23 protein-coding genes are annotated in these 24,447 nt (G+C 70.9%); 17 read left to right on the forward strand and 6 right to left on the reverse strand.

Annotated elements, in window-relative coordinates; all coding sequences use genetic code 11:
* Positions 1–492: 492 nt before the first annotated feature.
* Positions 493–1,314 carry a helix-turn-helix domain-containing protein gene (locus tag ACH4RC_RS30105; protein ID WP_398206522.1) on the reverse strand — a complete coding sequence of 274 codons (822 nt, stop codon included), beginning with the start codon at positions 1,312–1,314 and terminating at the stop codon, positions 493–495.
* Between the two features lie 49 nt (positions 1,315–1,363).
* On the opposite strand from ACH4RC_RS30105, the gene ACH4RC_RS30110 reads away from it, so the two are divergent.
* Positions 1,364–1,843 (forward strand): DUF2000 family protein, encoded by a 480-nt coding sequence (locus ACH4RC_RS30110; RefSeq protein ID WP_398206524.1) that lies wholly within the window; start codon positions 1,364–1,366, stop codon positions 1,841–1,843.
* Between the two features lie 151 nt (positions 1,844–1,994).
* On the opposite strand, the gene ACH4RC_RS30115 is transcribed toward ACH4RC_RS30110, so the two are convergent.
* The gene (locus ACH4RC_RS30115; RefSeq protein ID WP_003948780.1) at positions 1,995–2,198 is read right to left on the reverse strand and encodes a cold-shock protein; all 204 of its coding nucleotides are present in this window, start codon (positions 2,196–2,198) and stop codon (positions 1,995–1,997) included.
* Positions 2,199–2,481: 283 nt separating this feature from the next.
* On the opposite strand from ACH4RC_RS30115, the gene ACH4RC_RS30120 reads away from it, so the two are divergent.
* From ACH4RC_RS30120 to ACH4RC_RS30140, 5 genes are all read left to right on the forward strand, one after another.
* The gene (locus ACH4RC_RS30120) at positions 2,482–3,384 is read left to right on the forward strand and encodes a menaquinone biosynthetic enzyme MqnA/MqnD family protein (RefSeq protein ID WP_398206526.1); all 903 of its coding nucleotides are present in this window, start codon (positions 2,482–2,484) and stop codon (positions 3,382–3,384) included.
* A gap of 248 nt (positions 3,385–3,632) precedes the next feature.
* The gene (locus tag ACH4RC_RS30125; protein ID WP_398206527.1) at positions 3,633–5,315 is read left to right on the forward strand and encodes a serine/threonine-protein kinase; all 1,683 of its coding nucleotides are present in this window, start codon (positions 3,633–3,635) and stop codon (positions 5,313–5,315) included.
* Positions 5,316–5,319: 4 nt separating this feature from the next.
* Positions 5,320–6,033 (forward strand): prepilin peptidase, encoded by a 714-nt coding sequence (locus tag ACH4RC_RS30130; RefSeq protein WP_398206528.1) that lies wholly within the window; start codon positions 5,320–5,322, stop codon positions 6,031–6,033.
* A gap of 58 nt (positions 6,034–6,091) precedes the next feature.
* Positions 6,092–7,300, forward strand: coding sequence for a cyclic dehypoxanthinyl futalosine synthase (gene mqnC / locus ACH4RC_RS30135; protein ID WP_398206530.1), 1,209 nt, complete (start codon positions 6,092–6,094; stop codon positions 7,298–7,300).
* Positions 7,301–7,316: 16 nt separating this feature from the next.
* The gene (locus ACH4RC_RS30140) at positions 7,317–7,907 is read left to right on the forward strand and encodes an imidazolonepropionase-like domain-containing protein (protein ID WP_398206532.1); all 591 of its coding nucleotides are present in this window, start codon (positions 7,317–7,319) and stop codon (positions 7,905–7,907) included.
* A gap of 359 nt (positions 7,908–8,266) precedes the next feature.
* Here ACH4RC_RS30140 and ACH4RC_RS30145 read toward each other — a convergent pair whose 3' ends face one another.
* On the reverse strand, positions 8,267–8,608 hold the full coding sequence (locus ACH4RC_RS30145; protein ID WP_398206533.1) for a hypothetical protein: 342 nt from the start codon (positions 8,606–8,608) through the stop codon (positions 8,267–8,269).
* 82 nt (positions 8,609–8,690) lie between these two features.
* Between ACH4RC_RS30145 and ACH4RC_RS30150 the strand changes: the two genes are divergently transcribed.
* The gene (locus ACH4RC_RS30150) at positions 8,691–9,380 is read left to right on the forward strand and encodes a demethylmenaquinone methyltransferase (protein WP_398206534.1); all 690 of its coding nucleotides are present in this window, start codon (positions 8,691–8,693) and stop codon (positions 9,378–9,380) included.
* A 149-nt stretch (positions 9,381–9,529) separates the two neighbouring features.
* A complete protein-coding gene (locus tag ACH4RC_RS30155) occupies positions 9,530–12,295 on the forward strand; it encodes a zinc-ribbon domain-containing protein (protein WP_398206536.1) in 2,766 nt (921 codons plus the stop codon).
* Here ACH4RC_RS30155 and ACH4RC_RS30160 read toward each other — a convergent pair.
* Positions 12,279–12,683, reverse strand: coding sequence for a PASTA domain-containing protein (locus ACH4RC_RS30160; protein ID WP_398206538.1), 405 nt, complete (start codon positions 12,681–12,683; stop codon positions 12,279–12,281). The genes ACH4RC_RS30155 and ACH4RC_RS30160 overlap by 17 nt on opposite strands.
* Positions 12,684–12,763: 80 nt before the next feature.
* Positions 12,764–13,267 (reverse strand): GNAT family N-acetyltransferase, encoded by a 504-nt coding sequence (locus ACH4RC_RS30165; RefSeq protein ID WP_398206539.1) that lies wholly within the window; start codon positions 13,265–13,267, stop codon positions 12,764–12,766.
* Between the two features lie 95 nt (positions 13,268–13,362).
* On the opposite strand from ACH4RC_RS30165, the gene ACH4RC_RS30170 reads away from it, so the two are divergent.
* Both ACH4RC_RS30170 and ACH4RC_RS30175 read left to right on the forward strand, forming a co-directional pair.
* Positions 13,363–14,673, forward strand: a complete 1,311-nt coding sequence (locus ACH4RC_RS30170; RefSeq protein ID WP_398206540.1) for a geranylgeranyl reductase family protein — start codon at positions 13,363–13,365, stop codon at positions 14,671–14,673.
* 80 nt (positions 14,674–14,753) lie between these two features.
* The gene (locus ACH4RC_RS30175) at positions 14,754–15,080 is read left to right on the forward strand and encodes a putative quinol monooxygenase (protein WP_398206541.1); all 327 of its coding nucleotides are present in this window, start codon (positions 14,754–14,756) and stop codon (positions 15,078–15,080) included.
* 90 nt (positions 15,081–15,170) lie between these two features.
* Here the strand turns inward: ACH4RC_RS30175 and ACH4RC_RS30180 are convergent, their stop codons facing one another.
* Positions 15,171–16,013, reverse strand: a complete 843-nt coding sequence (locus ACH4RC_RS30180; RefSeq protein ID WP_398206543.1) for a C40 family peptidase — start codon at positions 16,011–16,013, stop codon at positions 15,171–15,173.
* Between the two features lie 683 nt (positions 16,014–16,696).
* Between ACH4RC_RS30180 and ACH4RC_RS30185 the strand changes: the two genes are divergently transcribed.
* The 7 genes from ACH4RC_RS30185 to ACH4RC_RS30215 are packed head-to-tail and all read left to right on the forward strand — an operon-like array spanning position 16,697 to position 24,435.
* Positions 16,697–17,056 carry an NADH-quinone oxidoreductase subunit A gene (locus ACH4RC_RS30185; protein WP_007383963.1) on the forward strand — a complete coding sequence of 120 codons (360 nt, stop codon included), beginning with the start codon at positions 16,697–16,699 and terminating at the stop codon, positions 17,054–17,056.
* Positions 17,057–17,090: 34 nt separating this feature from the next.
* Entirely contained in the window at positions 17,091–17,645 is a 555-nt protein-coding gene (locus ACH4RC_RS30190; protein WP_356491345.1) for an NADH-quinone oxidoreductase subunit B family protein, read from the forward strand.
* Complete coding sequence (locus ACH4RC_RS30195; RefSeq protein WP_398206545.1) at positions 17,642–18,382, forward strand: NADH-quinone oxidoreductase subunit C; 741 nt, start codon at positions 17,642–17,644, stop codon at positions 18,380–18,382. Before ACH4RC_RS30190 ends, ACH4RC_RS30195 begins: the two co-directional genes overlap by 4 nt.
* A complete protein-coding gene (locus ACH4RC_RS30200; RefSeq protein ID WP_398206547.1) occupies positions 18,379–19,716 on the forward strand; it encodes an NADH-quinone oxidoreductase subunit D in 1,338 nt (445 codons plus the stop codon). Before ACH4RC_RS30195 ends, ACH4RC_RS30200 begins: the two co-directional genes overlap by 4 nt.
* Positions 19,713–20,573: an NADH-quinone oxidoreductase subunit NuoE gene (nuoE, locus tag ACH4RC_RS30205; protein WP_398206548.1), complete on the forward strand. Its 861-nt coding sequence runs from the start codon at positions 19,713–19,715 to the stop codon at positions 20,571–20,573. The genes ACH4RC_RS30200 and nuoE overlap by 4 nt, the downstream gene beginning before the upstream one ends.
* On the forward strand, positions 20,573–21,940 hold the full coding sequence (gene nuoF / locus ACH4RC_RS30210; protein ID WP_398206550.1) for an NADH-quinone oxidoreductase subunit NuoF: 1,368 nt from the start codon (positions 20,573–20,575) through the stop codon (positions 21,938–21,940). Before nuoE ends, nuoF begins: the two co-directional genes overlap by 1 nt.
* On the forward strand, positions 21,937–24,435 hold the full coding sequence (locus ACH4RC_RS30215; RefSeq protein WP_398206552.1) for an NADH-quinone oxidoreductase subunit G: 2,499 nt from the start codon (positions 21,937–21,939) through the stop codon (positions 24,433–24,435). Before nuoF ends, ACH4RC_RS30215 begins: the two co-directional genes overlap by 4 nt.
* The last annotated feature ends 12 nt before the right edge of the window (positions 24,436–24,447 follow it).

Here is a 24,447-nt window from a genome sequence, read left to right on the forward strand (position 1 = left end):
CGCGCCCGGCCATAGGGCGGGCCACCGGGATGCACTCGGCCACAGGGCGGGCCACCGGGATGCACTCGGCGACAGGACGGTGCACCGGGGTGCGCCCGGCGACGGGGCGGGCCACCGGGCCGCGCCCGGCCATAGGACGGGCCACCGGGGTGCACTCGGCCATAGGACGGGCCACCGGGCCGCGCCCGGCGACAGGACGGTGCACCGGGGTGCGCCCGGCCACAGGGCGGGCCACCAATCCGCACCCGGTGACAGGACGGTGTACCAACGTGCACCCGCGGGCCCGGCCACAGGACGGGGCACCAAGGCGCGCTCGCGATGGGACCGGAGGGGACGTGTCGGGGTGCCCCCGCAGGACTCCGCCCCAATTCAGCGCAGGACGAGGCGCCTATGGCGGACAGCGGGGGAGGAGACCGATCCGGCCGAGGAGGCACCCCGGCACGGCCCCGCCCCACGACACGACCGACGGCGCCACGAACGAACCCCGATGTATCAGCGCAGACCGCGGGCGTAGCGGCCCGGCGGGGTGCCGACCACCCGTTTGAAGTGGCGGGACAGATGAGACTGGTCGTAGAAGCCGCACCGAACGGCCACCTCACCGGCCGAGACCCCGTCAAGCAGCAGACGCCGCGCCCGGTCGACCCGCCGCGCCATCAGATACTGATGCGGAGCGATCCCGTACGCCGCCCCGAACGACCGCACCAGATGCGCAGGATGCGCATGCACGAGCGTGGCCGCCTCCCCCAGCTCGACCCCCTCCACGAGCCGCGCGTCAAGCAGCTCCCGCAGAGCCCCGGCCACCCGCCGGTCCGGCCCGCGCCGAGCCCCCTCCGCGAGCCGGGGCCGCAACCGCTCCCGCAGCCGCTCCCCGACGAGCTCGAGCCGCGACGCGGCCTCCAGCTCGTCCCCGCGCCGCGCCAGCGAGGCATGCAGCTGACTGATCCGTTGCCGCAGCAGCGGATCGGCGAGGTCGGGCGTATCCACCGCGGGCCCGATGAACGACGAGTCGAGCGGCCCGCACCCCGCGTCGAGATACAGCACCCGTTTGCGGAAGCCGAGCGGAGTCGCCGCGGACCCGTTGTGCGGTACCTGCGGGGGCAGCAGGGACACGGTCCCCAGCGGCGTACCGTGCTCGTGCCGCTCCAGGTCGTAGCGGACGGCGCCTTCGTCGACGATGAGCAGGGTCCAGGTGTCATGGACATGCATCGGATAGGCGTGCCGGGTGAAGTGGGCATGGAAGACCTCGGTGACACCCGCGACCCCGGGGCGCCACGCGATGATCTCCTCGGAGCGGGACCCTGTCGCGGCGGCCATGCAAAAAACGTACAAGACGGAACGCCGGGACGACCGGCAGTCTCAAGGCATGAGCACAAAGACCGAGACCGAGACCGAGATCGAGACCGAGATCGAGACCTCCGCAGGCCGGCACCCCGTCCGCTTCGACACGAAGATCGCCGTCCTGCTCCGGGACGACCTGGAGACGTGGCAGCGGCTCAACGTGACGGCGTTCCTCGTGAGCGGCCTCGGCACACAGCTCCCCGAGGTGGTCGGGGAGCCGTACGCCGACGCGGACGACACCGCGTATCTGCCGATGTTCCGGCAGCCGGTGCTGGTCTTCGAGGGCGGCAAGGAGATGCTGAAGGCGGCTCACGAGCGGGCGCTGCGGCGCGCGCTGCCGCGTTCGGTGTTCACGTCGGACCTGTTCGCGACGGGCAACGACGGGGACAACAGGGCGGCGGTGAGGGCGGTGGCGGCGGCGGACCTGGACCTGGTCGGGATCGCCGTGTACGGCCCGCGCAACGCGGTGGACAAGGTGCTGAAGGGCGCGCAGATGCACGGCTGACCGCACCGAGGCCGAAGCACGACCCGGACGCAAGGCAGGAGCCCCGTCTCACCCCACCGGCAGGGCCGGGACGGGGGAGCGGGGCTCCTTGGGTACTGCGCTAGGTTCCGGATCGGGTCACGGCGCCTGCCGTGCGGCGATCACGAAGGAATTAGGCGGGGGTGACGTTCTCCGCCTGCGGGCCCTTCGGACCCTGCGTGACGTCAAAGGTCACGGCCTGGTTCTCCTCGAGGGAGCGGAAGCCGTTCGCGTTGATCGCCGAGTAGTGGACGAAGACGTCCGGGCCGCCGCCTTCCTGGGCGATGAAGCCGAAGCCCTTTTCAGCGTTGAACCACTTCACGGTTCCGGTAGCCATAAGCCCTCCTATGGGCCAAAGGGTCGCCCTGCTCCAGAACCTGCAAATGCGCTTGCGAACAACTGCAAAAGTCTGAATACGACGAGAGCCTGCGGTTACATGCTCCGCAGGCTCTGTACTGCAAGGGAAACCAAACTGCAACTTGCGGCGAGCCTAGCACGTAGGCAGCCGAAAGCAATAGAGGGCAAGATCACTTCACCCGGAGGTTTGACAGCATCGGGGAGGCGGCTTGACGGCGGCGCGGATCAGTGTCCTGCGCGGCCCGGAGCCTGCACCGTACCTCATGGGGTCTAGCCTCGCCGATGTGGACAATTCTCCCGTGACTCCCGAGATCCCTCAGGCCGCGCGGCGCACCCGCCCACGCGTCGGCCACATCCAGTTCCTGAACTGCATGCCCCTGTACTGGGGCCTCGCGCGGACGGGGTCGCTCCTCGACTTCGAGCTGACGAAGGACACCCCGGAGAAGCTCAGCGAGCGCCTGGTCCAGGGCGGCCTGGACATCGGCCCGATCACTCTCGTCGAATTCCTCAAGGCGGCGGACCAGCTGGTCGCCTTCCCCGATCTGGCGGTCGGCTGCGACGGCCCGGTGATGTCCTGCGTGATCGTGTCGCAGGTGCCGCTCGACCAGCTCGACGGGCGGCGTGTGGCGCTGGGTTCGACGTCCCGTACGTCTGTCCGCCTAGCGCAGTTGCTGCTGGCGGAGCGCATCGGCGTACAGCCGGAGTACTACACGTGCCCGCCGGACCTCGGCCTGATGATGCAGGACGCGGAGGCGGCGGTACTGATCGGGGACGCGGCGCTGCGCGCGAACCTGCACGACGCCCCGCGCCTCGGGCTGCGGGTGCACGATCTGGGCGCGATGTGGAAGGAGTGGACGGGGTTGCCGTTCGTCTTCGCGGTGTGGGCGGCGCGCAAGGAGTACGTGGCGCGGGAGCCGGTGATCACGCACCAGGTGCACGAGGCGTTCCTGCGGTCGCGGGACGTGTCGCTCGAGGAGGTCACGAAGGTCGCGGAGCAGGCGGCGCGCTGGGAGGTGTTCGACGAGCGGGTTCTGGAGGAGTACTTCACGACGCTCGACTTCCGGTTCGGCGCGGTGCAGCTGGAGGGTGTCACGGAGTTCGCGCGCCGGGTCGGCCCGTCGACCGGATTCCCTTCCGACGTGAAGGTGGAACTGCTCTCGCGGTGACGGGGACGGAATTCCGCCACGTACCAGCGGCGGAATTCCGTGAACGCCGGGCCGGAATTCCCCGACGCCGGTATGGCGCCGGTATGAAATCAACGTGAACACACGTCATGCACGCGACGCGGCTACGCTGCTGCCCCAGAAGCGCCGGAAGACCACGGAACAACAGGAACAACAGGAACAGCACGGGACAGTACGGAAGAGCACGGGACAGTACGGAAGAGCGCGGAACAGTACGGGGGAGGGTCCGGATGCAGCCGCTCGCGGCCGACGATCCGACGACGGTCGGTCCCTACCGGCTCCTCGGCAGGCTCGGGCACGGCGGGATGGGCCGGGTGTACCTGGGCCGCAGCGCCGGCGGGCGGACCGTCGCGGTGAAGGTGGTGCACCCGCACTTCGCGCTGGACGAGGAGTTCCGGGCGCGGTTCCGGCGCGAGGTGGACGCGGCGCGGCGCGTCGGCGGCGCGTGGACCGCCCCGGTCCTGGACGCGGACCCGGACGCGCAGGTGCCGTGGGTGGCGACGGGGTACGTGGCCGGGCCCTCGCTCACACAGGCGGCCGGTGACGGCAGGCCGCTGCCGGAGCACTCCGTACGGGTCCTGGGCGCGGGTCTCGCGGAGGCGCTGACGGCGGTGCACGGCCTCGGCCTCGTCCACAGGGACGTGAAGCCGTCGAACGTGCTGCTGACGGTGGACGGCCCACGGCTGATCGACTTCGGCATCGCGCGGGCCACCGACAACACGGCCTCGCTGACCGGCACCGGCGTCTCCATCGGCTCGCCCGGCTACATGGCGCCCGAGCAGATCCTCGGCAAGGGCGTGACCGGCGCGGCGGACGTGTTCTCGCTCGGCGCGGTCCTGGTGTACGCGGCGAAGGGGGAGTCCCCGTTCCCCGGTGACTCGTCGGCGGCGCTGCTCTACAAGGTCGTCCACGAGGAACCCGAACTCGGCGCCTTGACCGGCGAGGTGCGGGACGTGGCCGCGGCCTGCCTGGCGAAGAACCCGGCGGAGCGGCCCGCGCCGGAGGAGATCGCGCGGCGCCTCGCGCCCGAGGGGGCGGCGCGGCTCGTCGCGGCGGGCTGGCTGCCCGGAGCCCTGGTCGAGCAGGTGTCGCGCGGCGCGGTACAGCTCCTGGACCTTGAAGGCGCCCCGGCACCGGTGCCGCCGTCGGGCCCGGTCGGCTTCAGCAGCCCGTCGGTGACCGGGGGGTCTGCCCCGGCGGGGGTCTTCGGGCCGCCGGACCCGGGATACGCGCCGGTGCCGCCACCGCGCCCGCAGGAACCGCCGCTCTCGGACAACGCACCGGCGGAGACGCGGGACGCCGCCCCGGGCCGCTTCTCCGTCTCCGTGTCGGCGACGTCGTCGCCCACGTCCGCCGAGGGCCGGGGCCGCAGGTTGAGTTGCTCGGTGGCGCTCGCGGTGGCCGGGGCGCTCGCGGCGGTCACGGTCGGCGGGATCCTCGTGGTGAACATGCTTCCCGACTCGGGGCACAAGGAGGCGGGATCGGCCCCTCCGACCTCCACGCCGGCCCCGCCCATGGACTCCGCCCCGCCTTCGGGAACGGCACAACCGTCCGGAACGGGGCCCGTACCGGAGTTCTACCTGGGCGCGTGGAACGGCCCGGCGGTGCAGGCGGGCGTGGCCTTCGGCACGTTCCGCGTCGACCTGGAGCAGGCCGCTGTCGGCAAGGAGGTCGCCAAGGTGACCTCGACCGATCCGCTGGGCATCCAGTGCGTCGACGTACTGACGTTGGAATCGGTCGACGGGAAGGAACTGGTCGCCGCGGGCGAGGCCGCGCCGGACAACCCGGGGACGTGCGCCAAGGGCAGCCACACCGTGCGCCTCACGCGCGACGGCGACGCCCTGAAGTACACGTCGCAGTACCCACAGGCGGGCGACCCGACGGCGGACCTCAAGCGCGTCCCGAAAGGCTGACCGGGTGGAGGACGCCGTGGATGCCGCGCTGATCACCCTCGCCGCCCTCTGGGGCGCCGCCGCGGGGGCGCTGCTGCCGCGCCCCGCGTACCGCCTCTCCGTGGAACCGGAGGAGCCGTGGCGTTCCCACGACCCCGGGGGCCGGCCGATCCGCGGGTGGATAGGGACCGCGCGGTACGGACCCGGCACCGTAGCCCTCGCGGCCTGCACGGCGCTGGTCTGCGCCCTGCTCGCCGCCGCCACCGGCACCCGCCCCGAACTGGGCGCCTGGCTGCTGCTCGCGCCGCTCGGCGTGCTGCTCGCCACGGTCGACTTTGCCGTGCACCGGCTGCCGGACGTGCTGACGCTGTCGCTCGCCGCGCTCGCCCTCGCCGCGCTCGGCGTCGCCGCGTTGCTGCCCGAACCCGGCGGCTCGTGGCGCGGCGCGCTCCTGGGCGCCGTGGGGATGGGCGGCGGCTATCTGCTCCTGCTCCTTCTCTATCCGCCGGGCATGGGGTTCGGGGACGTGAAGCTGGCGGTCGGGCTCGGGGCGGCGCTCGGCTGGTACGGGTGGGGGGTGCTGTTCATCGGCGTGTTCGCGGGCGTGTGCCTCAACGGCGTGTTCGCGGGCGTGCTCGTCGTCTTCCGGCGCGCGGGCCGCAAGACGCTGCTGCCCTTCGGCCCGTTCATGATCGCGGGGGCCTGCGCGGGGGTTCTGATGGGCGCTCTGGCGGCCTGACGTACGCTGAGACGGTCCGTCCTGATTGTGTTCAGAACCTCCGAAAGGGGCACGCCCGGTGACCGAGAAGGCCGCGCAGCAGTCCATCCTCGCCGTCCTCGACCGTGCCGCCGCCGGTGGGCGGATCACCCCCGAAGAGGCCGTCGACCTCTACCGTGACGCGCCGCTGCACGCGCTGGGCGCCGCCGCGGACACGATCCGTCGCCGTAAGTACGCGGGCATCGAGCACATCGCGACGTACATCATCGAGCGGAACATCAACTACACGAACGTCTGCGTGACGGCGTGCAAGTTCTGTGCCTTCTACGCGGCCCCGAAGGACACCAAGAAGGGCTGGACCCGGGAGCTCGACGACATCCTGCGCCGCTGCGCGGAGACGGTCGAGCTCGGCGGCACCCAGATCATGTTCCAGGGCGGACACCACCCGGACTACGGCGTCGAGTACTACGAGAAGCACTTCGCCGCGATCAAGAAGGACTTCCCGCAGCTCGTCATCCACTCGCTGGGCGCGTCCGAGGTCGAGCACATGGCGCGGATCTCCAAGGTGTCGGTGGAGGAGGCGATCCAGCGCATCCACGCCGCCGGGCTCGACTCGTTCGCGGGCGCCGGCGCCGAGCTGCTCCCCGAGCGCCCGCGCAAGGCCATCGCCCCGCTGAAGGAGTCCGGCGAACGCTGGCTGGAGATCATGGAGACCGCCCACAACCTGGGCGTCGAGTCCACCTCCACCATGCTCATGGGCACCGGCGAGACCAACGCCGAACGCATCGAGCACCTGCGCATGATCCGTGACGTGCAGGACCGGACGGGTGGCTTCCGCGCGTTCATCCCGTACACGTACCAGCCGGAGAACAACCACCTCAAGGGCCGTACGCAGGCCACGCTCTTCGAGTACCTGCGCATGATCGCGATTGCCCGGATCTTCCTCGACAACGTCCAGCACATCCAGGGCTCCTGGCTGACGACCGGCAAGGAGGTCGGCCAGCTCTCCCTGCACTACGGCGCCGACGACCTCGGCTCGATCATGCTGGAGGAGAACGTCGTCTCCTCGGCCGGTGCCAAGCACCGCTCCAACCGTATGGAGATCATCGAGCTGATCCGCAAGGCGGGCCGCGTCCCCGCGCAGCGGGCCACCACCTACGAGCACCTCGTCGTGCACGACGACCCGGCGAACGACCCGGTCGACGAGCGCGTCATGTCGCACATCTCCTCCACGGCGATCGACGGCGGCACGGCGCACCCCGAGCTGAAGCTCGTCGCGACCAACTAGGAGCTCGGTTCTCTCTGTGCTGACCCTGCACGTCACCGCCGACGCCGCCGTCCTCGTCGACGGGGAGCGCGTCAAGGCGCTCGGACCGTACGAGGAGCTGGCCGCTGCCCACCCGGACGTACGGGTGCGGCGCTGGCCCGGCATCCTCACGCCCGGACTCCTCAACCCGTACGGGCCCGAGATCCTGGAGCACACGTACCACCCCGATCCGCGCGAGGCCGACACGTACGGCACGGTGCCGATCGGCGGGGCGCGGGCGCGGGAGATCTTCCGCGCGGATCCGTCCCGGCTCGGGGCGAGTGCGCGGCGGGGGGTTCAGCGGTTGTTCGCGCACGGGACGGTTGCCCTGGCCGGGCAGTTGCGGGTGGCGCCGGTTCTGGAGGTCGTCCAGCGCTCCGGGCTCGTCTTCGGCGCGCGGCCCGAGGGGCTGCCGGGGCCTGTCTCGCTCTCTCCGCGTCCGATGGTTCTGCTGCCCGGTCTTGTGGTGGGCGGGCCCGCGCGGTTCGCGGTGTTCGATGTCGAGGACCGGGCGGATCTTGTGCGCCGGGGGGCGTCCACGTGTGTGGCGACGGTGATCGGCGGGCGGCTGGTGTACCGGGGGCGGTGACGCTCCGCTGGGGTGCGTGTGCCGTTCCGGGCGCGGGTCTTGTGGTGGCTGGTCGCGCCGTTCCTCGCGCCCCTGGAATGCGCACTGCGTGCGGCATTCTTCCTGTTTTCCGGGTGCGGGTCTTGTGGTGGCTGGTCGCGCCGTTTCTCGCGCCCCTGGAATGCGCACTGCGTGCGGCATTCTTCCTGTTTTCCGGGTGCGGGTCTTGTGGTGGCTGGTCGCGCCGTTTCTCGCGCCCCCGGGACGCGCACTGCGTGCGGCGTCCCCTCGGTTTTCGGGTGCGGGTTTCGTCGTGGTTGCCCGCGCCGTTCCTCGCGCCCCTGGAGTGCGGCTTCGCCGCTGCTTCTTGGGGCTCCTCTTCAGCGGGTTGTGACGGTCACGCAGTTCGCGGAGCCTTCGGTGTTCACCGCGTCGCGGATCTCGACGGTGTAGAACTGTGCGGACGAGGTCGGCTCTTCCAGGGGGCCTGGTGAGGGCGGTACGGGGTAGGCCGTCGGGGCCGGAGCCGGGGCCCGTGGGCGGGACGGGCAGGCGTCCGGGAGCGTGATCGGGGCCACCGACGGCGGGGCGTGGCCCGCCGGGCGTGGGCCGTTCGTCGGCTCGATGCCGGTCTCCAGGGCCTGCGTCGCCACCCAGCCTCCCGCGACCAGGGCCACCCACGCCCCGGCCGCCCACCGTCGTGCCGCCTCCAACTCGCCCACCCCTCCGCCTGGTCAAGTGCCCCCGCATCCTAGACAGGTCCCGGTCACCCGGCGACGGGACTGTCCCTGCCACAATGGGGTCGTGACCCGTGCATCCCTGGACAAGCAGCCCCACGAAGTCGCCTCCATGTTCGACGACGTGGCGGAGAAGTACGACCTCACCAATGACGTGCTGTCCCTGGGACAGGCCCGGCTGTGGCGCAAGGAGGTCGCCAAGGCGGTCGACGCGCGCCCGGCGCAGAAGGTGCTCGACCTGGCGGCGGGGACGGCCACGTCCTCGCAGCCGTTCGTGCGGGCCGGCGCCTACGTCGTGCCCTGCGACTTCTCGCTCGGCATGCTGCGCGTGGGCAAGCGGCGCCACCCCTGGATGCCGTTCACCGCGGGCGACGGCACGAAGCTGCCGTTCAAGGACGACATGTTCGACGCGGTGACGATCTCCTTCGGGCTGCGCAACATCCAGGACACCGACCAGGCGCTGCGCGAGCTGTACCGCGTCACCAAGCCCGGTGGCCGCGTCGTCATCTGCGAGTTCAGCCACCCGACGTGGGCCCCGTTCCGCACGGTCTACACCGAGTACCTGATGCGCGCCCTGCCGCCGGTCGCGCGCGCCGTCTCCTCGAACCCGGACGCGTACGTCTATCTCGCCGAGTCGATCCGCGCCTGGCCCACCCAGCCGGAACTCGCCGCCCGCCTTCAGGGCGCGGGGTGGAAGAAGGTCGCCTGGCGGGACCTGACCGGTGGCATCGTCGCATTGCACCGCGGTACCAAGTGAGTTCCGATCTGAGCGTCAGTAAGTACTGCGCCGCTTATTGCGGTTGACGGGAACCGGTCGGCCGGAAAGATGTGTCCGTGGAGTACGTGGTGACGACCGGGTGACGGTGCGTCACCGGCCGTCCCCGGACCATCGTCACGGAGCACCCGATGCCGTCGTTCTGCCCGCACTGTGGAGCCGAGGCTCCTGAAGAGGCCCGTTTCTGCATGAGATGCGGGCGGGAACGGACCGCCGCCGCACCCCCGCCTCCACCACCGCCGAACCCGCCCGCCGCCCAGGGAACTCCGCCCCCTCCCGCCTACGCCCCGGGCCCCGCTCAGCCCTCGGCCGTCGGACAGTTCCTCGGGCGCGCCCTGCGCGGCGACTGGGCCGGGGCGGCGCAGGCCGCGCTGTGGCCGGTCGGGCTGCTGCTCGTCGCCGCGTTCGCGCTGGCCGTCCCCTCGTACGGGCAGGACCCCGACGACGTCGTGATCGGGTTCGCGGACCGGATGCGCGTCGCCCTGGCCGTGCTGCTGCAGGGGCTCGGCGGCAGCCTGGAGGTCTCCGGCGGCTCCGGCGGCTCGGTGTACGGCGGCGGCTACGACTCCGGATCCTCCGGCAGCGCCTCCCTCTCCGTCATCCCGCTCCTGGTGACCGTGGTGTGGATCGTGGCCCTCGTCATGGGCGTACGGATGCTGCGGACGCGCCTGTACGCGCGGACCGTGCCCGGCGCGCCGGGCGGCGCGAGCGCGGGCCTGGAGGCGGCCGTGCGGGTCGCGCTGCTCGTGACCGGTGCGACGCTCGTCCTGGCGCTGATCGGGCAGCCGGACATCGAGGAGGTGTCGCTGCACACAGGGCCGTTCCTGACCGCGCTGTGGACGCTGCTGCTCTCGCTCGCGGTCGCCGGGGGAGTGCTGTACGGAGACGACCTGAAGTACCGGATCGCCGCCGCGCGGCCGGGCGTGCGGATGCCGGTCCGGGCGTTCGGTACGGCGGTCCGCGCCATGGGGTGGGTGCTGCTGATCGCCGCGGTGCTCGGCTGGGCCGGGCTCGCGATCTTCGGTGACGACGGCGCCTCGAACCCGTCCGACGTCGCCGAATCCTCCGACTTCGACGGCTCCGACGCGGCGGCGCTCGGCGTCTTCCTGGTGCTCCTGCCCAACCTCGCGCTCGCCGTGCTCGGCCTGTGCTTCGGCGCTCCGCTGCAGTTCGAGGGCCGGGGCTCGTCGTCGCTGGGTGGCGGCGGCTACGAGAAGGAGTCGTTCGGGCTGTCCCGGCTCGGCGACGAACTCGGCTCCGGCGCGGTGGTCTACGCCCTCGCCATCGCGTTGATCTGCGCCCTGGTCGTCGGCGTCCTGACCGCCCGGCGCTCCCTCGACCGCCGCGAACAGTTCCTCTCGGCGGGGCTCTTCTTCGGCCTGCTCCTGCTGCTCGCCGGGGTCGGCGGGATCGGCGCGGAGTTCGCGGGCGACCTCGACTTCTTCGGCAGCGGCTCGGGCCGTGTCGACCTGGGCGTGAGCGTCGCGGACCTGCTGCTGTTCGGGCTGTTGTGGATCGGCGCGGCGGCGTTCCTGGCGCCGTACCTGATGCGGATGGCGGGCGTCGCGACCGGCCTCGTCCCACCCCCGCTCCCGGCGCTGCCGGGCATGGCCCCGCTGCCCGCGATGCCGGACCAGTCCCCGACGACCGGCCAGACACCACCCTCGACGAACCCGCCCGCAGCCCCGCACACGGCCCCGTCCGCGAACCCGCCCGCAGCCCCGCACACGGACCCGCACACGGCCCCGTCCGCAAACCTGCCGACGGCTCCGTCGACGGGCCCGGTCGCCAACGCGTCCGCAGCTCCGTCCGTGAGCCCGGCCGCGAACCAGCCCGCAGCTCCGTCCGCGGACTCGGCCGCGAACCAGCCCGCAGCTCCGTCCGCGAACTCGGCCGCGAACCCGCCCGCGACCCTGGACGCCGCCCCCACCGCCGACCAGACACCGCTCCCCGCCGTCGCCGGCCAGGTACCGCCCCCCGGCGCCCCGCCCCAGCTCCCGGCGTCGGGCAAGCCGGGCCACACCCCGCCCGCGCGGGTGAACCCGGAGCTGCCCCCGGTCCCGTACACGCCGACGGTCGTCCCGGTGGGCCATGTCCCGGGCCCGTATCAACTCACCCCGCCCGCCGCCCAGGCGCTCGGCGGGGAGCGGTCGTCGCGGCGCGTCGGTGTCTGGGTCGGGACCGTCGTCGGCGCCATCGTCATCGGTGGCGGTGCCGCGGCCGGTGTGCTGCTGCTCATGGACGACGGCGGGGACCACAAGCAGGACGGCAAGGGCGGCGAGCCGGTCGCGACACAGAGCCGGAGCCAGAGCCAGACGCAGCCCGAGCCCGCCTCACCGACCCCGACCCCGACTCCGACCGAGGCCGAGACCGGGACCAGCCCGGACCCGACCCCCTCCGTACTCGTCTCGGACACCGCACCCACCGACATGCCCGAGGTCCCGGCCGGCTACCACGAGGTCTTCGACGAGAAGGGCTTCTCCTTCGCCGTCCCCGAGGCCTGGGACCGCGTGGGCGTCCAGAACGGCAGCCAGGTCACGTACGCGGGCAGCACCGGCATGGAGAAGTACGTCGTCGGCGTCATCCCGTTCGCGGACTACACCTCGCACGGGAACCTCCTCGCGATGGAGAAGCACCTCAAGGAGGACGAGAAGAAGACGAACTACCGGCGCATCCTCCTGGACACGAACACCTTCCAGGGCGAGGCGGGCGCCATCTGGGAGTACACGTACGAGAACGAGGCCGGGCAGACGATCCACGGCATCGACCAGTCGTACATCGCCGCGGACGGCACCGAGTACACGATCTTCCTGACCGGCAAGGAGGACCTCTGGAACGACCTCGTCGGCACCTACCAGGTCGGTCTCGACTCCTGGCGGCTCACGGACATCGACTGAACGGCCCGGCACACTCGGCCGATTCGACCGACTCGTCCGGTTCGTTCAGTTCTCGGCGCATGCCGCCGCCCCGCGGACCCGGTTCGCGGGGCACGCGCACGCCCGCGCCACCGCCCGCCTCGCCCTCGCCGAGGTCGAACCAGACGGTGACGGCCGCGTCGCGGGGGACCTCGACGCCGGGCAACGGGTACTGGCGCACGACGTAGTCGACGGTCGTCGGCGCGAGGCCGGGCCGGTCGGGGGCGGTGAGCCGGACCCCGTGCGCCGCGGCCAGGCCGCGCGCGTCCACCGCCATGAGGCCGACGAACTTCGGGACCCGGACTTCCGACGGGTACTCGGGGTACTCGGGGTACCCGGGGTTCTCGGGTGGTTTGTGCACAGACGTCACCCCCAGGAGGTACCGGAAGGGTAGCCCCACGGGGCGCCGCGCGAAACGCCCCGGCGGGTGCGGCGGTCCCCGCCGTCCGGCTACAACTCCAGGCGGAAGCAGTGCCCTTGCCGCCCGGACGGCGTCACGAACGTCTCCGTACGCTCCATGCCGAGGCGCCGGGTCACCGCGATCGACCGCTCGTTCAGCGCGTCGACCATCGCGACGACGCTGGTGACGCCCGACGCCCGTACGCGGTCGAGGGTCGCGCGCGCGGCGGCCGTCGCGTACCCCTGGCCCCAGTACGCGCGGCCGAGCCGCCAGCCGATCTCGATCTCGCCGGTCGGGCCCCACGGGCGGTCCCACGGCTGCGCGCCCGTGAAGCCGATGACCTCACGGGAGCCGTCCGTCATCGTCCACAGGCAGAAGCCGTGCTCGGCGTCGTGCCGGCGCTGGCGGGCGGTCAGCTCCTCGTACACGGACAGCTCGGCCGTCCGGCCACCGTGGAACTCCATGACGTCGGGGTGGTCGAACACCCGGTGCCAGGCGAAGGCGTCCTCGTGGGTGGGGACGCGCAGGTCCACGGCGGGCAGGACTGGACTCATGGGCTGGCCCTTCGCTGGGTGATCGATGCCGCTGAATAGACTGCCCATGTCCGTGCCGGACGGCACACTGTTTTCGAGCCTGGGGAGAACCCGCCGTGACCGAGCAGCCCAAGCGACTCGTCGACAACGCTGAGCACAGCGCAGATGTGATCGTAGTCGGGGCCGGTCCTGCCGGTTCGACGACCGCCTACTACCTCGCGAAGGCGGGCCTGGACGTCCTGCTCCTGGAGAAGACCGCGTTCCCGCGCGAGAAGGTGTGCGGTGACGGTCTGACGCCGCGCGCCACCAAGCAGCTCGTCTCCATGGGCATCGACATCTCGGAGGAGGCGGGCTGGCTGCGCAACAAGGGCCTGCGCATCATCGGCGGCGGTGTCCGCCTCCAGCTCGACTGGCCGGATCTCGCCAGCTACCCGGACTACGGCCTCGTCCGCAAGCGCGACGACTTCGACGAGCAGCTCGCCCGCCAGGCGCAGAAGGCGGGCGCGCGCCTGTACGAGCGCTGCAATGTCGGGGCGCCGATCATCGACGACCGCACCGGCCACATCACGGGCGTCCACGCCAAGCTCGGCGACTCCGGTGAGAAGCGCGAGGTCACCTTCCACGCTCCGCTCGTCGTCGCCGCCGACGGCAACTCCACGCGGCTCTCCCTCGCCATGGGTCTGCACCGCCGCGAGGACCGCCCGATGGGCGTCGCCGTGCGCACGTACTTCACCTCGCCCCGCCACGACGACGACTACCTGGAGTCCTGGCTGGAGCTGTGGGACCGGCGCGGCCCCGGCGAGGACCGGCTCCTGCCCGGCTACGGCTGGGTCTTCGGCATGGGCGACGGCACGTCCAACGTGGGGCTCGGCATCCTCAACTCCTCCAAGGCGTTCAAGGAGCTGGACTGGCGCGAGGTCCTCAAGGCGTGGTGCGCCTCGATGCCGGAGGACTGGGGCTTCACCCCGGACAACATGACGACGACGATCCGCGGCGCCGCCCTCCCGATGGCCTTCAACCGCCAGCCGCACTACACCAAGGGCCTGCTCCTGGTCGGCGACGCGGGCGGCCTGGTCAACCCGTTCAACGGCGAGGGCATCGCGTACGCCATGGAGTCGGGGCAGATCGCCGCCGACGTCATCGTGCAGGCCCACGCGCGTGCGACCCCCGCCCAGCGCGAACTGGCGCTGCGGAGCTACCCGCGGATCCTCAAGGAGACCTACGGGGGTTACTACACGCTGGGCCGCGCCTTCGTGAAGGTCATCGGCAACCCGAAGATCATGAAGATCGCGACGCAGCGCGGGCTCAGCCACCCGATCCTGATGAAGTTCACGCTGAAGATGCTCGCGAACCTGACGGACCCGACCGGCGGCGACGCCATGGACCGCATCATCAACGGCCTGAGCAAGGTCGCGCCCAAGGCCTGATGGCCGTGGTACTGGTAGCCGAAGGCCTGATGTCGCGCCCGGACTTGGCCGATTTGGGGTGATCGGGGGAGGGTGGAGCCATGATTTTCATCGCTGTGAAGTTCACCGCCCGCCCCGAGCACGCCGACTCCTGGCTGGAGAGGACCGCCGCGTTCACCGAGGCGACCCGCGCCGAGGAGGGCAACCTCTTCTTCGACTGGTCGCGCAGTGTGGACGACCCGAACCAGTTCGTCCTCCTGGAGGGCTTCCGGGACGGTGACGCGGGCGCCGTGCACGTCGCCTCCGACCACTTCAAGGCCGGCCTCGCCGCCATGGCCCCGCTCATCGCCGCCACCCCCGAGATCATCAACGCCGACATCCCGAACGAGGGCTGGGGCGCGATGGGGGAGCTCTCCCCGCAGGGCTGAGCCCGCCGGGCCGCACACACGCGAAGGCCGCCGCACCCGTGTTCGGGGTGCGGCGGCCTTCGTACGTCGGGCTGTGCGGCTCTGTACGGGTCAGAGAGCGCGGACCGCGCCGCTCGCCGGGTAGCCGGACAGGTCCTGGATCACGACGCCCTTGGAGGGGTTCGCGGCGTCGAGGTACTGGCCGTTCCCGATGTAGACGCCGACGTGGTACGCCGAGCCCGCGCCGCCCCAGTAGAGGATGTCGCCGACCGCGAGGTTGGAGAGCGAGACCGAGGTGCCGAAGGTCGACTGCTCCTGCGAGGTGCGGGGGAGGTCGACGCCGGCCTGCTTGAACGCGGCCTGCACGAGACCCGAGCAGTCCCACGAGTTGGGGCCCGTGCCGCCCATCACGTACGCGTCGCCGACCTGCGCCTGCAGGAAGCTGATGACGGCGCCGACGGAGCCGCTGGCCGGGGCGGCCACGGTCGTGGAGGCCGAGGAGGAGCCGGTGCCGGCGCTGGTGGAGGCGAGCGTGGTGCGCTCGGCGGAGCGGGAGGCGGCCTGCTGGGCGGCCTCGCGCTCGGCCTTCTCCTTGGCGGCGGCCTCGGCCTCGGCCTTCTTCTTGGCCTCCGCCTTCTTCTCGGCGACGGCCTGGTCCTTCTTGGCCTGCTTCGCGGCGTTCGCGAAGGCCTCGTCGCGCTCGGCCTGGAGCTGGTAGTTGGCCGCGGCCTGCTGGGTGGCGTCCGCGGACTGGGCGACCTGGGAGGACAGGTCGGTGGTGAGCGTGGGCAGCTCGATGGTCTGAGTGACCGGCTCGGCAGCGTTCGCCGCACCGGACGCACCAGCCACGGCGAGGGTGCTGAGCACGCCACCGGTGACTCCGGCGCGCAGGGCCATCTTCGAGGCGCTGCGGCGGGGCTTCCGGTGGCTGGGTATGTGAGCGGTGTGGGACATGAGTACAACCGCTATCAGGGCTTCACGGTTCCCTTCAAGAAACGTGTGGTGCGCCACAGTTGTGAAGCTGCAGCGTGAATCCGGGCCGCTGCGGGCCTTATTGACGCCGTAACGGGCAATACGGACAGCCTTGATCGAGGCTGTGATCACGGTCTTTCCATAATTCGTCCGAATTGCCCGACGCTTACCACCTGTTGACACGGTTGGCCAAGCCCGGTTTCTGTCGCGCGCTCCACCACGTGATGCAGGTCACAAACGACCCTTAGGGGTCGGCCATGCGTCCACTTCCGTCCACACCTCTCACCCTGATGTGTGAACGCCGTCCACTATCAGCCACTCGTGTCCAGCGCCAATTTGCGCGCCCGGTTCGCTTCTTGATAGTGCGACACGTCTCCCACCAGCCACGACGGGCCAAGATGTCACCACTGGTGATCACTCAGGCGCTTCGAGTGTGAAGATCACCGCTCATCCGACTTCATGATCCTTCGTCAGGTGGTGGAGATCACAAACTAGTTGGCGCACCCCGTGTCGCAGATCACAGAGTGGCAGGCATAGGATGCGGGGCAAGTTGGGCTTGTGACCTGCTTCACATGTAAGCGATCTTCAACCGTTCGCATGGTGGGGCGGGGCCGCGAGCTCAAGCGACGCCAGCAGTCAGTGCCGACTGAGAGGAGCGAGGAGCGGTGAACGCGTATGCGCCCATCCTCGTACTGGGAGCCCTCGGGGCAGGCTTTGCGATCTTCTCCGTGGTCATGGCCACGCTTATCGGTCCAAAGCGGTACAACCGGGCCAAGCTTGAAGCCTATGAGTGCGGGATCGAGCCGACCCCGACGCCGGCCGGTGGCGGGCGCTTCCCCATCAAGTACTACCTGACGGCGATGCTCTTCATCGTCTTCGACATCGAGATCGTCTTCCTCTACCCCTGGGCCGTCACCTTCGACGCCCTGGGGGTTTTCGGGCTCGTGGAGATGCTGCTCTTCGTGCTCACCGTCTTCGTCGCGTACGCGTACGTGTGGCGGCGCGGCGGCCTGGAATGGGACTGAGCCCCGTACAGGGGAGACCGGGAGCCACAGACCAATGGGACTCGAAGAAAAGCTGCCGAGCGGCTTCATCCTGAGCACCGTCGAGCAGGCCGCGGGCTGGGTGCGCAAGTCGTCCGTCTTTCCCGCCACGTTCGGCCTCGCGTGCTGCGCCATCGAGATGATGACGACCGGCGCGGGCCGCTACGACCTGGCGCGGTTCGGCATGGAGGTCTTCCGCGGATCACCCCGCCAGGCGGACCTGATGATCGTCGCGGGCCGGGTGAGCCAGAAGATGGCCCCCGTCCTGCGCCAGGTCTACGACCAGATGCCGAACCCCAAGTGGGTCATCTCCATGGGCGTCTGTGCGTCGTCCGGCGGCATGTTCAACAACTACGCGATCGTGCAGGGCGTCGACCACGTCGTCCCGGTCGACATCTATCTGCCCGGCTGCCCGCCCCGGCCCGAGATGCTGATGGACGCGATTCTCAAGCTCCATCAGAAGATCCAGTCCTCCAAGCTCGGCGTGAACGCCGAGGAGGCGGCCCGCGAGGCGGAGGAAGCGGCGCTCAAGGCGCTCCCGACGATCGAGATGAAGGGGCTGCTGCGGTGAGTGACGCGCAGAACGACGGGGCCAACCCCGAGAAAGACCTGAGCGGCGCCAACCTCCCGGGGCAGCGCGGCGACCAGGGCGAGGAGATCCGCGTCCAGCGCGGCATGTTCGGCGCGAACAACGGCGGTGACACCTCCGGCTATGGGGGACTTGTCCGCTCCATTCGTCTCCCCGGCGAGTCCGCCCGCCCGTACGGCGGCTGGTTCGACGAGGTCGCCGACGAGCTGGAGGGCGCCCTGGAGGAACAGGGCCTCGTCCCCGCCAACGCCATCGACAGGACGGTCGTCGACCGCGGCGAGCTGACCTTTCACATCGAGCGCGAGCACCTGCTGCGCGTCGCGCGGACCCTGCGCGACGACCCGGCGCTCCGCTTCGAGCTGTGCACGGGCGTCAGCGGCGTCCACTACACCGGCGACAAGGGCCGCGAGCTGCACGCCGTCTACCACCTGCGGTCGCTCACCCACGGCCGGCTGATCCGCCTCGAAGTCTCCATGCCCGACACGGACCCGCACGTCCCGTCCCTGGTCACCGTGTACCCGACCAACGACTGGCACGAGCGCGAGACGTACGACTTCTTCGGCATCGTCTTCGACGGCCACCCCGCGCTGACCCGGATCATGATGCCGGACGACTGGCAGGGCTTCCCGCAGCGCAAGGACTACCCGCTCGGCGGCATCCCCGTCGAGTACAAGGGCGCCCAGATCCCGGCTCCGGACCAGCGGAGGTCGTACTCGTGACCACTCCCCACGCGCAGCAATCATTCTCTTCGGCCCGCGCGACGACCGAAGGCACCGTATATACGGTCACCGGCGGCGACTGGGACGAGGTCGTCGAGTCCGCGGTCAAGTCCGACGACGAGCGCATCATCGTCAACATGGGCCCCCAGCACCCGTCCACGCACGGCGTGCTGCGCCTGATCCTGGAGATCGACGGCGAGACGGTGACCGAGGCCCGCTGCGGCATCGGCTACCTGCACACGGGCATCGAGAAGAACCTCGAGTACCGCACGTGGACGCAGGGCACCACGTTCGTGACGCGCATGGACTACCTGACGCCGTTCTTCAACGAGACGGCGTACTGCCTCGGCGTCGAGAAGCTCCTCGGCATCGAGGACGAGATCCCCGACCGGGCCAACATCATCCGCGTCATGCTGATGGAGCTGAACCGGCTCTCGTCCCACCTGGTCTGCATCGCCACCGGAGGCATGGAGCTCGGCGCCACCACGATCATGATCTACGGCTTTCGTGATCGTGAACTCATTCTCGACCTCTACGAGCTCATCACCGGTCTGCGCATGAACCACGCGTACGTCCGGCCCGGCGGACTCGCCCAGGACCTGCCGCCCGGCGCGGTGGACCAGCTCCGCGAGTTCGTGAAGAAGATGAAGAAGAACCTCCCGGAGTACGACAAGCTCGCCACCGGGAACCCCATCTTCAAGGCCCGTATGCAGGACGTCGGCCACCTCGACCTCGCGGGCTGCATGGCGCTCGGCGCCACAGGACCGATCCTGCGCTCCGCGGGCCTCCCGCACGACCTGCGCAAGACGGACCCGTACTGCGGCTACGAGACCTACGACTTCGACATCCCGACCGCCGACACCTGCGACTCCTACGGACGCTTCCTGATCCGCCTGGAGGAGATGCGCCAGTCGCTGCGCATCGTCGAGCAGTGCCTGGACCGGCTCGCCCCGGGCCCGGTCATGGTCGGCGACAAGAAGATCGCCTGGCCCGCCCAGCTGGCCCTCGGCCCGGACGGACTCGGCAACTCGCTCGACCACATCAAGAACATCATGGGCACCTCCATGGAGGCCCTCATCCACCACTTCAAGCTGGTGACCGAGGGGTTCCGGGTCCCGCCGGGCCAGGCGTACACCGCCGTGGAGTCGCCCAAGGGCGAGCTGGGCGTGCACGTCGTCTCCGACGGCTCCACCCGCCCCTACCGGGTCCACTTCCGCGACCCGTCCTTCACCAACCTTCAGGCGATGGCCGCGATGTGCGAGGGCGGCCAGGTCGCCGACGTCATCGTCGCCGTCGCCTCGATCGACCCCGTGATGGGAGGCGTCGACCGGTGACCACCAACTCCTCGGAGCAGGGCGTGAGTCTGGGCATGCCACAGCTGCCCGCGCCCGCCTACCCGGACGACGTCCGGGCCCGCCTGGAGAGCGACGCGAAGGAGATCATCGCTCGCTACCCCGGCTCCCGCTCGGCGCTGCTCCCGCTGCTCCACCTCGTCCAGTCGGAGGAGGGCCATGTCACGCGCACCGGCATGCAGTTCTGCGCCGACGTGCTCGGCCTGACCACCGCCGAGGTCACGGCCGTCGCGACCTTCTACACGATGTACCGGCGCGCCCCCAGCGGCGACTACCAGGTCGGCGTCTGCACCAACACCCTGTGCGCCGTCATGGGCGGGGACGCCATCTTCGAGTCGCTCCAGGAGCACCTGTCCGTCTCCAACGGCGGCACCACGGACGACGGCAGGATCACCCTCGAGCACATCGAGTGCAACGCGGCCTGCGACTTCGCGCCCGTGGTGATGGTGAACTGGGAGTTCTTCGACAACCAGACGCCCGAGTCCGCCAAGCGGCTCGTCGACGACCTGCGCGCGGGAGCGCCGGTCTCCCCGACCCGCGGCGCGCCCCTGTGCACCTTCAAGGAGACGGCGCGGATCCTGGCCGGCTTCCCCGACCAGCGCGAGGGCGCCGTCGAGGCGAGCGGCAGCGCGGGCCCCGCGTCCCTGATCGGGCTCCGCCTCGCCAAGGGCGAGACGCCGCCCGCGCGCGTGGTCCACCCGCGCGCCGAACCCGTCGAGGGCGACACGCCCCACGACCCGTCGCCCTCCGAGCACCTCAGCTCGCACGACGCGCCGCAGGACACATCGGCCTCCGACCCGGCCCACCCGGCGGGCCCCGCCGCCGAGGAGGGGGAGTGATGACCTTGGCAGCCGAAGTCGAGAACAACGACACCAGCCCGGAGAAGGTGCTCGCACCGGTCCTTTCCGCCTTCTGGGACGAGGACAAGTCCTGGTCTTTGGATGTGTACCGCCGGCACGACGGATACGAGGGGCTGCGCAAGGCCCTCGCGATGGAGCCGGACGATCTCATCGCCTATGTGAAGGACGCGGGGCTTCGCGGGCGTGGTGGCGCCGGGTTCCCGACCGGGATGAAGTGGCAGTTCATCCCGCAGGGAGACGGCAAACCGCACTATCTAGTTGTCAACGCCGACGAATCGGAGCCGGGAACCTGCAAGGACATCCCGCTCCTCTTCGCGAACCCGCACAGCCTCATCGAGGGCATCGTGATCGCCTGTTACGCGATCCGTTCCGAGCACGCCTTCATCTACTTGCGCGGTGAAGTGGTCCCCGTACTGCGGCGGTTGCACGAGGCCGTGCGCGAGGCCTACGCCGCGGGGTATCTCGGGCGGAACGTTCTCGGGTCCGGTCTCAATCTGGAACTCACCGTGCACGCCGGCGCGGGCGCGTACATCTGTGGTGAGGAGACCGCACTCCTGGACTCGCTCGAGGGCCGGCGTGGCCAGCCGCGACTCCGTCCCCCCTTCCCCGCCGTCGCGGGCCTCTACGCGTGCCCCACTGTGGTGAACAACGTCGAGTCCATCGCGTCGGTTCCCGCGATCCTCCATCGGGGCAAGGACTGGTTCAGGTCGATGGGCAGCGAGAAGTCCCCGGGCTTCACGCTCTACTCGCTCAGCGGCCATGTCGCCTCGCCCGGCCAGTACGAGGCCCCGCTCGGCATCACGCTGCGCCAGCTCCTCGACATGAGCGGCGGCATCCGTCCGGGCCACCGCCTCAAGTTCTGGACGCCGGGCGGCAGCTCCACGCCGATGTTCACCGACGAGCACCTCGACGTGCCCCTCGACTACGAGGGCGTCGGCGCCGCCGGATCGATGCTCGGCACCAAGGCGCTCCAGTGCTTCGACGAGACCACCTGCGTCGTGCGCGCGGTCACCAGGTGGACCGAGTTCTACGCCCACGAGTCCTGCGGCAAGTGCACGCCCTGCCGCGAAGGCACGTACTGGCTCGTGCAGTTGCTCCGCGACATCGAGGCCGGCAAGGGCTCGCTGAGCGACCTCGACAAGCTGAACGACATCGCCGACAACATCAACGGCAAGTCGTTCTGCGCCCTCGGCGACGGCGCCGCCTCGCCGATCTTCTCGTCGCTCAAGTACTTCCGCGACGAGTACGAGCAGCACATCACGGGCAAGGGCTGCCCCTTCGACCCGGCCCGCTCCACCCTCTGGGCGGATGGGACCGACAAGCACCGCACGGAGGTGAACGCGTGACTGTAACCACCAACGCTCCCTCCGGGGGCGGCGAGGCGGCCGTTCCGCCGGAGGACCTCGTCTCGCTGACGATCGACGGCATCGAGATCAGCGTGCCCAAGGGCACCCTGGTGATCCGCGCCGCCGAACTCCTCGGCATCGAGATCCCCAGATTCTGCGACCACCCGCTCCTCGACCCGGCCGGCGCCTGCCGCCAGTGCATCGTGGAGGTGGAGGGCCAGCGCAAGCCGATGGCGTCCTGCACCATCACCTGCACCGACGGCATGGTGGTCAAGAGCCAGCTCTCCTCGCCCGTCGCCGAGAAGGCACAGGTCGGCGTGATGGAGCTGCTGCTCATCAACCACCCGCTCGACTGCCCGGTCTGCGACAAGGGCGGCGAATGCCCCCTGCAGAACCAGGCCATGTCGCACGGCCAGTCGGATTCGCGCTTCGAGGGCAAGAAGCGGACCTACGAGAAGCCGGTACCGATCTCCACGCAGGTGCTGCTCGACCGCGAGCGGTGTGTGCTGTGCGCGCGCTGCACCCGGTTCTCCAACCAGATCGCGGGCGACCCGATGATCGAGCTGATCGAGCGCGGCGCGCTCCAGCAGGTCGGCACCGGCGAGGGCGATCCGTTCGAGTCGTACTTCTCCGGGAACACCATCCAGATCTGCCCGGTCGGCGCGCTGACCTCGGCGGCGTACCGATTCCGCTCCCGCCCCTTCGACCTCGTGTCGTCGCCGTCGGTGTGCGAGCACTGCTCCGGTGGCTGCGCGACCCGCACCGACCACCGGCGCGGCAAGGTGATGCGCCGCCTGGCGGCCAACGAGCCCGAGGTCAACGAGGAGTGGATCTGCGACAAGGGCCGCTTCGGCTTCCGGTACGCGCAGCGTCCCGACCGGCTGACGACGCCCCTGGTGCGGGACGCCGACTCCGGTGAGCTGCGGGCCGCGTCGTGGCCCGAGGCGCTTGAGGTCGCCGCGCGCGGGCTCGGCGAGGCGCACGGCCGCACGGGTGTCCTGACCGGTGGCCGTCTCACGGTCGAGGACGCCTACGCGTACAGCAAGTTCACCCGCGTAGCCCTCGGTACGAACGACATCGACTTCCGCGCGCGCGTGCACAGCAGCGAGGAAGCGGACTTCCTTGCGGCGCGCGTCGCAGGTCGCGGCCGTGACCTGGACGGCAGCGGGGTCACGTACACGAAGCTGGAGAAGGCACCCGCGGTGCTGCTCGTCGGCTTCGAGTCGGAGGAGGAGGCGCCCGGCGTCTTCCTCAAGCTCCGCAAGGCGTGGCGCAAGCACGGGCAGAAGGTGTTCTCCCTCGCCACGCACGCGACACCGGGCCTGGAGAAGGCCGGTGGCACGCTGCTGCCCGCCGCGCCCGGCACCGAGACCGAGTGGCTGGACGCGCTCGCCTCCGGCGTCGGCCTGGAGGAAGGGGGCGCGGTCGCCGCCGAGGCGCTGCGTACCGAAGGTGCCGTGCTCGTCGTCGGTGAGCGGCTCGCGGCCGTTCCCGGTGGCCTGACCGCCGCCGTACGGGCCGCCTCCGCGACCGGCGGAGAACTGGTCTGGATTCCGCGCCGGGCCGGTGAGCGAGGCGCCGTCGAGGCGGGCGCGCTGCCGTCGCTGCTTCCGGGCGGCCGTCCGGCGACCGACCCGCGCGCGCGGGACGAGGTCGCCGGAGTCTGGGGCGTGGCCGCGCTGCCGCACCGCTTCGGCCGGGACACCGGGCAGATCGTCGAGGCGGCCGCCGGTGGCGAACTGGGCGCCCTGGTCGTGGCGGGCGTCGAAATCGCCGACCTGCCGAACCCGGCACGCGCGCGTGAAGCCCTTCACGAGGTCGGCTTCCTGGTCTCCCTGGAGCAGCGGCCCAGCGAGGTCACCGAGCACGCGCACGTCGTCCTGCCGGTGGCGGCGGTCGCCGAGAAGGCGGGCACCTTCCTCAACTGGGAGGGGCGGGCGCGGATGTTCGAGGCCGCGCTCAAGCCCGACCACATGACGCGCCGCGTCGCGCCCACGGACGGGCGCGTCCTTCAGATGCTGGCCGACGCCATGGACGTCCACCTGGGCCTGCCCGACCTGCGCGCCGCGCGCCGCGAGCTGGACCGGCTGGGCAACTGGGACGGGCCCCGCGCGAGCGAACCCCTTGAGACCGGCGTCCCGGTGCCGCGCCCGGCGGTCGGCGAGGCCGTGCTCGCCGGGCACCGGCTCCTGCTCGACCAGGGCCGCCTCCAGGACGGCGACGAGGCGCTCGCCGGTACCCGGCACGCCGCCCACGCGCGCGTGTCCGCCGCCACCGCCGCCGAACTCGGCGTCAAGGACGGCGACGCGCTGGCCGTCACCGGGCCCGCGGGCGCGGTCGCGCTGCCGCTCCAGGTCACGCTCATGCCGGACCGCGTGGTGTGGCTGCCGCTCAACTCCGCGGGCGGCGGCGTCGCTTCGGACACCGGAGCCGTCCCCGGCGACCTGGTGAAGATCGGCCCGGCGCTCGCCGCGGCCCCGGAGGTGCAGTCATGAGCTCCATGGCAC

This window comes from Streptomyces sp. NPDC016845 (assembly GCF_044332585.1).
In the GTDB taxonomy this organism is placed as follows: Bacteria; Actinomycetota; Actinomycetes; order Streptomycetales; family Streptomycetaceae; genus Streptomyces.